The organism is Neisseria mucosa (genome assembly GCF_003044445.1).
GTDB lineage: Bacteria > Pseudomonadota > Gammaproteobacteria > Burkholderiales > Neisseriaceae > Neisseria > Neisseria mucosa_A.
Map to the genome: position 1 here is coordinate 1 of NZ_POWX01000048.1, position 488 is coordinate 488.

Sequence of the window (488 nt, forward strand, 5' to 3'; positions counted from 1 at the left end):
TCCACCGTCAATTCCCCTGCACGATAGAAACACTCCGTCTTCAGCACCGCAAAGAAGCTTTCCATCGGTGCATTGTCCCAGCAGTTCGCCTTTCGCGACATGCTTTGAACCATGGAATGTTTTGCAATCAATTTCCTATATTCCGCCGTACGGTATAGCACACCTTGGTCCGAATGAAGCATTGTTCCTTTATCAGTCAGCCGGGGTGCGGCTTTTTCGAGCATTTCCTTCACCATGTCGCTGTTAGCATTGCGGCTCATGGCATAGGCGACGATTTCACGGTTGAACAAGTCCAAGATCGGAGAGAGGTACAGTTTGCCGTCCTTTCCTTTGAGTTCGGTAACATCGGTCAGCCATTTCTCGTTGGGCTTTTTGGCTGTGAACCGACGTTTGAGGAGGTGTTCCGATATTTCGCCCATGGCGGGATGGCGGTAGGCTTTTTTCGCCCGTATGAGGGCTTTCAGTTCCATCTGCTTCATCAACCGCGC

Annotated in this window: 1 protein-coding gene; it reads right to left on the minus strand. The window is 51.0% G+C overall.

Features of this window, described 5'->3' with window-relative positions; all coding sequences use genetic code 11:
- The coding region (locus DBY90_RS12465; RefSeq protein ID WP_107987345.1) for an IS3 family transposase at window positions 1–470 on the minus strand (470 nt) is incomplete at its 3' end.
- Between the last annotated feature and the right edge of the window lie 18 nt (window positions 471–488).